This is a genomic window from Kitasatospora sp. NPDC029312 (genome assembly GCF_055569215.1).
In genome coordinates this window covers 20,956-27,488 of the sequence record NZ_JBVHXY010000043.1, presented here as the reverse complement: position 1 = coordinate 27,488, position 6,533 = coordinate 20,956, and the positions used below count along the sequence as shown (strand labels likewise).

The 6,533-nt window shown below is 72.0% G+C and carries 5 protein-coding genes; 1 reads left to right on the top strand and 4 read right to left on the bottom strand.

Annotation, left to right across the window (positions count from 1 at the left end; all coding sequences use genetic code 11):
• Positions 1–143: 143 nt before the first annotated feature.
• From ispG to dxr, 3 genes are all read right to left on the bottom strand, one after another.
• On the bottom strand, positions 144–1,304 hold the full coding sequence (ispG, locus tag ACZ4WV_RS28365; protein WP_030290407.1) for a flavodoxin-dependent (E)-4-hydroxy-3-methylbut-2-enyl-diphosphate synthase: 1,161 nt from the start codon (positions 1,302–1,304) through the stop codon (positions 144–146).
• Positions 1,305–1,491: 187 nt separating this feature from the next.
• Complete coding sequence (locus ACZ4WV_RS28360; RefSeq protein WP_465751473.1) at positions 1,492–2,796, bottom strand: M50 family metallopeptidase; 1,305 nt, start codon at positions 2,794–2,796, stop codon at positions 1,492–1,494.
• A gap of 103 nt (positions 2,797–2,899) precedes the next feature.
• A complete protein-coding gene (gene dxr / locus ACZ4WV_RS28355) occupies positions 2,900–4,129 on the bottom strand; it encodes a 1-deoxy-D-xylulose-5-phosphate reductoisomerase (RefSeq protein ID WP_465751472.1) in 1,230 nt (409 codons plus the stop codon).
• Positions 4,130–4,243: 114 nt separating this feature from the next.
• Here dxr and ACZ4WV_RS28350 point away from each other — a divergent pair, with 114 nt between their 5' ends.
• A complete protein-coding gene (locus ACZ4WV_RS28350) occupies positions 4,244–4,912 on the top strand; it encodes an NAD(P)H-binding protein (RefSeq protein ID WP_465751471.1) in 669 nt (222 codons plus the stop codon).
• A gap of 106 nt (positions 4,913–5,018) precedes the next feature.
• Here the strand turns inward: ACZ4WV_RS28350 and ACZ4WV_RS28345 are convergent, their stop codons facing one another.
• Complete coding sequence (locus ACZ4WV_RS28345; RefSeq protein ID WP_465751470.1) at positions 5,019–6,461, bottom strand: aldehyde dehydrogenase family protein; 1,443 nt, start codon at positions 6,459–6,461, stop codon at positions 5,019–5,021.
• Between the last annotated feature and the right edge of the window lie 72 nt (positions 6,462–6,533).

Below are 6,533 nucleotides of genomic sequence, written 5' to 3'. Positions count from 1 at the left end.
CCCCTCCCGCCTTGCCCCCCTGCTCCCTCTTCTATGCCTCCCCCCCCCCCCCCCCCCCCCCGCTTCCGGAAAACTGTGCTGCAGTCACGTTCGACCCGGACGGGCTCCGGACGGGCCGGGCCGGCGGTCGGGTCGAACGGCGGTCACTCCGCGGCGACGACGGTCGGCGAACCGGCCTCGACGCCCTCCTCCTGCATCTGCTCGGCGAGCTTGAGCGCCTCCTCGATCAGGGTCTCGACGATCTTCGACTCGGGAACGGTCTTGATCACCTGCCCCTTGACGAAGATCTGCCCCTTGCCGTTGCCGGAGGCGACCCCGAGGTCGGCCTCGCGGGCCTCGCCCGGGCCGTTCACGACGCAGCCCATGACGGCGACGCGCAGCGGCACCTCCATGCCCTCCAGGCCGGCGGTGACCTCCTCGGCGAGCTTGTAGACGTCGACCTGGGCGCGGCCGCAGGACGGGCAGGAGACGATCTCCAGCCCGCGCTGGCGCAGCCCGAGGGACTCCAGGATCTGGTTGCCGACCTTGATCTCCTCGGCCGGCGGGGCGGAGAGGGAGACCCGGATGGTGTCGCCGATGCCCTCGGCGAGCAGCGCACCGAAGGCGACCGCGGACTTGATGGTGCCCTGGAAGGCCGGTCCGGCCTCGGTCACGCCGAGGTGCAGCGGGTAGTCGCAGGCGGCGGCGAGCTGCCGGTAGGCCTGGATCATCACGACCGGGTCGTTGTGCTTGACCGAGATCTTGATGTCGCGGAAGTCGTGCTCCTCGAACAGCGAGCACTCCCACAGCGCGGACTCGACCAGCGCCTCCGGGGTGGCCTTGCCGTACTTCTCCAGCAGCCGCTTGTCGAGCGAGCCCGCGTTGACGCCGATCCGGATCGGCACCCCGGCGTCCTTGGCGGCCTTGGCGATCTCGCCGACCTTGTCGTCGAAGGCCTTGATGTTGCCCGGGTTGACGCGCACGGCCGCGCAGCCGGCGTCGATCGCCGCGAAGACGTACTTCGGCTGGAAGTGGATGTCCGCGATCACCGGGATCTGCGACTTCTTCGCGATGATCGGCAGCGCGTCGGCGTCGTCCTGGGAGGGGACGGCGACCCGGACGATCTGGCAGCCGGACGCGGTGAGCTGGGCGATCTGCTGCAGCGTGGCGTTGATGTCCGAGGTGACGGTGGTGGTCATCGACTGCACCGAGACGGGGGCGTCACCGCCGACCGGGACGTTGCCGACCATGATCTGCCGGGAGTACCGGCGCTTGGCCAGCGGCTTGAGCGGCAGGGACGGAATACCGAGCGAGATCGCGGTCATGTGCGCAGGGTTCCCCGGGGTTGAGGTGTGGTCGACCGCCCGGCCGCTGGGACGGCCGAGGCCGGGCGCGCTGACGATCGCGCACCCGGCCTCCACGGTACGGCACGGTCAGGGGCCCCGGCACACCCGCCGTACCCGAACGCCCTACCGGCGCGGTCGTGATCCACCGGGGGTTTCCCGGCCGCTCCTAGCTGATCTTCACCGGGTTCACCAGGTCGGCGACCATCACCAGCAGGGTGAAACCGATGAAGATGCTGGCCACGACGTACGCCACCGGCATCAGCTTGGCGACGTCGAAGGGGCCCGGGTCGGGCCGCCGGAACAGCCGTGCGACGCGGCGGCGGACCGCCTCCCAGGCCGCGCCGGCGATGTGCCCGCCGTCCAGCGGGAGCAGCGGCAGCATGTTGAACAGGAAGAGCGACAGGTTGATGCCGGCCAGCAGGTTCACGAAGATCGCGACCCGCTGGGCGGCGGACTCGTCGAGCGAGAACACCTCGCCGCTGACCCGCGCCGCGCCGACCATGCCGATCGGCGAGTCCGGGTCGCGCGGGGCGTCGCCCACGACGGCGTTCCACAGACCGGGGATCTTGCCGGGCAGGGCGGCCAGCGACTTGACGCCGTTCTCGGCCATGTCGGTCATCCGGCTGACGGACTGCCCGAAGGTCTGCTGGACGGTGTCCCTCTTGGGGGTGAACCCGAGGAAGCCCGCCTGGACGGTCTGGCCCTTCACCGGCACGCCGTCGCCGTCGTACTTCTGCACGTCGTTGACGGCGATGGTGGGCTTGAAGGTGAGCTGCTGACCGCCGCGCTCCACGACGATCTCCACCTGCCTGCCGGGCGACTTGCGGATGTCCGCCTGGAGCTGGTCGTAGTCGCGGATCCGGTCGCCGTCGAAGGAGAGCACCTTGTCGCCCTGGCGCAGGCCCACCTCGTTGGCCGGGGTCTTCGGCGCGTCGGCGGGGCACACGTCGGTGGGCTGGCCGGCCTTGACCACGCACGCGGCGACCGAGCCGATGGTGGGCACGGGCATCGAGACGCCGAAGCCCATCATGACCGTCAGGAACAGCCCGAACGCCAGGATCAGGTTCATGAACGGCCCGGCGAACATGACGATGATCCGCTTCCAGGGCTTGCGGGTGTAGAACAGCCGGTCCTCGTCACCCTCCTGGAGCTCCTCGTAGGAGGCCTCGCGGGCGTCCTCGATCATGGTCCGCCAGGGCGAGCTGCTGCGCTTGGTGATCCGGCCGTCCTCGCCCGGCGGGAACATCCCGATCATCCGGATGTACCCGCCGAACGGGATCGCCTTGATGCCGTACTCGGTCTCGCCCTTCCGGCGCGACCACAGGGTCGGGCCGAAGCCGACCATGTACTGCGGCACCCGGATGCCGAACAGCTTGGCCGTGGAGAGGTGGCCGAGCTCGTGCCAGGCGATCGAGACGAGCAGCCCGATCACGAAGACCAGGATGCCGACCACCGTCAAAACCGTTGCCACCGCTGGCCCTCCGTCATGCCGCTCCGCTCATCGTCTGGTCGTACCGCGTTCCGTGCCGGGCCGCGAGTACCGCCGGTATCACCGGTACCGCCGGCCGGTCCGCTCAGCCCGCCGCCAGCTCGCGGGCCCGGGCGCGGGCCCAGTCCTCCGCGTGCAGGACGTCCTCGACCGTCAGGGAAGTTCCCGCGGCCGGCGTGCCGTGCTCGGCCACGACCTTGGCAACAGTGTCCACGATCCCGGTGAAGGCGAGGCGGCCGTTCAGGAAGGCCTCCACACACTCCTCATTGGCCGCGTTGAACACCGCCGGCGCCGTACCGCCCAGGGTGCCCACCTCGCGGGCCAGCTCCACCGCCGGAAAGGCCTCGTCGTCCAGCGGGAAGAACTCCCAGGTCGCGGCCTTCGTCCAGTCACAGGCCGGGGCGACGTCCGGCACCCGGTCCGGCCAGCCGATCCCCAGCGCGATCGGCATCCGCATGTCCGGCGGGCTGGCCTGCGCCAGGGTCGAACCGTCGGTGAACTCCACCATGGAGTGCACCACCGACTGCGGATGGACCACGACCTCGATCCGGTCGAACGGCACGTCGTACAGCAGGTGCGCCTCGATCACCTCAAGGCCCTTGTTGACGAGGGTGGCCGAGTTGATCGTGACGACGGGGCCCATCGCCCAGGTCGGGTGCGCCAGGGCGTCCTCCGGGGTCACCCCGGCCAGCTGCTCCCTGGTCCGGGTGCGGAACGGGCCGCCGCTCGCCGTCACCACCAGCTTGCGGACCTCGGCCCTGGTGCCGCCGGCCAGCGCCTGGAACAGCGCCGCGTGCTCGGAGTCCACCGGCACGATCTGGCCCGGCTTCGCCACCGCCTTCACCAGCGGGCCGCCGACGATCAGCGACTCCTTGTTCGCCAGCACCAGCACCCGGCCGGCCTTCAGCGCCGCCAGGGTCGGCCGCAGACCGATCGAGCCGGTGATGCCGTTCAGCACCGAGTGGCACTCCATCCCGGCCAGCTCGGTCGCCGCGTCCGGCCCGACCAGCACGGCCGGCAGCGGACGGCCCGCCGCCTTCGCGGCCAGCGCCTCGCGCAGCGCCGGCTCGGCCGCTGGATCGGCCACCGCCACGGTGTGCACGCCCAGCCGCAGCGCCTGCTCGGCGAGCAGCTCCACCCGCCCGCCGGCCGCCGACAGGGCGACCACCCGGAAGCGGTCCGGGTTGCGGAGCACCACGTCGATGGCCTGGGTGCCGATCGAACCGGTCGAACCGAGGATCACCAGCTCCCGGGGGCCGGAGGGGTCCGCCACGGTGGGCGTGAAACGCAGCTGCGGGTGGGCGAGCGAAGTCATGCGCCCCATTGTGTCCTGTTCGCGGGTGTCCTGTGGGCGGGTGCCGTGTGGGCGGGTGTCCTGTTCGCGGCACTCCCCAGGACGACCCGGCGCGCGCGGGCTACCGTCGGAGCCATGCGTACCGTCATCGCCGGGGGCCACGGACAGATCGCGCTGAAGCTGGAACGGCTGCTCGCCGACCGCGGCGACCGTCCCGCCGGGATCATCCGCCGCCCCGAACAGGCCCAGGACCTCGTCGACGCCGGCGCCGAGCCGTTGCTGCTCGATCTGGAGTCCGCCACCGTCCCCGAGCTGGCCGCCCTGCTCACCGAAGCCGACGCGGTGGTCTTCGCCGCCGGCGCCGGCCCGGGCAGCGGCGCCGACCGCAAGAACACCGTCGACCGCGACGCGGCCGTGCTGCTCGCCGACGCCGCCGAACTGGCCGGGGTACGGCGCTACCTGATGATCTCCGCGATGGGCGCCGACGCGGCCGCCCACCACTCCGGCGACCCGGTCTTCGAGACCTACCTGCGCGCGAAGGGCGCCGCCGACGACGCCGTACGGTCGCGCACCGCACTGGACTGGACGGTGCTGCGCCCCGGGCGGCTCACCGACGGCCCCGGCACCGGTCTGGTCCGCCTCGCCCCCTCGGTCGGCCGGGGCGCGGTCGACCGGGCCGACGTGGCCGCCGTCCTGGCCGCGCTGCTGACCGAGCCCGGCACCGCCGGACAGACCCTGGAACTGGTCGCCGGGAACGCCACCGTCGAGGAGGCCGTCGCCGCCGCGGCCGGGCACGACGGCTGAACAGCCGGCCGAGGGCCGCCGCTCAGCCGTCGCGGGCGAGGGCTGGACACGACGCAGGACCCGGTCCGACGAGCGAACCGGGCCCTGCGTCAGGTGAGGCAGCCGATCAGAGGTCCAGGCCGGTCAGCACCATGACCTTCTCGACCGTGTAGTCCTCCATCGCGTACTTGACGCCCTCGCGGCCGACGCCGGAGTCCTTGACGCCGCCGTACGGCATCTGGTCGGCACGGTAGGACGGCGCGTCACCGATGATCACACCGCCGACCTCCAGCTCCCGGTGGGCGCGGAAGGCGGTCTGCAGGTCGTGGGTGAACACACCCGCCTGCAGACCGAACGGCGAGTCGTTGACGGCCGCGAAGGCCTCGGCGACGCCGTCCACCTTGTGCAGCGACAGCACCGGGCCGAACACCTCGGCCTTGGCCAGGATCGCGTCGGCCGGCAGCTCGGCCAGCACGGTCGGGGCGTAGGTCGCACCCTCGCGCGTACCGCCGGTGAGCACCTTGGCGCCCTTGGCGACCGCGTCCTCCACCCAGGACTCCACCCGCTTGGCGGCGTTCTCGTCGACCAGCGGGCCCACGTCCGTCGCGTCGTCGTTAGGGTCACCGGTGACCTGCGCGTTGACCTTGGCCACGACCTTCTCCACCAGCGCGTCGTACACCGACGCGTCCGCGATCACCCGCTGCACCGAGATGCAGGACTGGCCGCCCTGGTAGTTGGCGAACATCGCGATCCGGGTGGCCGCCCAGTCCAGGTCGGCCTCCGAGGACCAGTCCGCGAGCACCACGGCCGCGGCGTTGCCGCCCAGCTCCAGGGTGGTGTGCTTGCGCGGCACCGAGTCCATGATCTGGTAGCCGACCTTGTCGGAACCGGTGAAGGAGATCACCGGCAGCCGCTCGTCCTGCACCAGGGCGGGCATCCGGTCGTTCGGCACGGTCAGGATCGACCAGGAGCCGGCCGGCAGGTCCGTCTCGGCCAGGATCTCGCCCAGCACCATCGCCGACAGCGGGGTGGCCGGGGCCGGCTTGAGGATGATCGGGGCGCCGACCGCGATCGCCGGGGCGACCTTGTGGGCGACCAGGTTCAGCGGGAAGTTGAACGGGGCGATCCCCAGCACCACACCGCGCGGGAAGCGGCGCACCAGCGCGAAGCGGCCCACGCCGCCCGGGTCGGTGTCCAGCCGCATCGTCTCGCCGTTGGTGCGGCGCGCCTCCTCGGCGGCCCAGCGGAAGACCGACACCGCGCGGCCCACCTCACCACGGGCCCACTTGATCGGCTTGCCGTTCTCGGCGGTGATCAGCCGGGCGATCTCCTCGGTGCGCTCCGCCAGCCGCTTGGCCACGTGGTCCAGGGCGGCGGCCCGCTGGTGCGCCGGGGTCGCGGCGAACACCGGCAGCGCGGCGACGGCGGCGTCCAGCGCCTCGTCGACCTGCGCGTCGGTCGGGATGCCGACCTTGCCGACCAGACGGCCGTCCCAGCTGTTGTGCACCTCGAAGTCGGCGTCACCGCTCGCCCGGCGGCCGGCGAGCCAGAAATCGTACGTGGTGGTCACGGTGGTACCGGCCCTCTCCTCGTCGTCGTACGGCCCACGGGCGTGGGACCGCACCCGAGGGTAGGTGCGCGG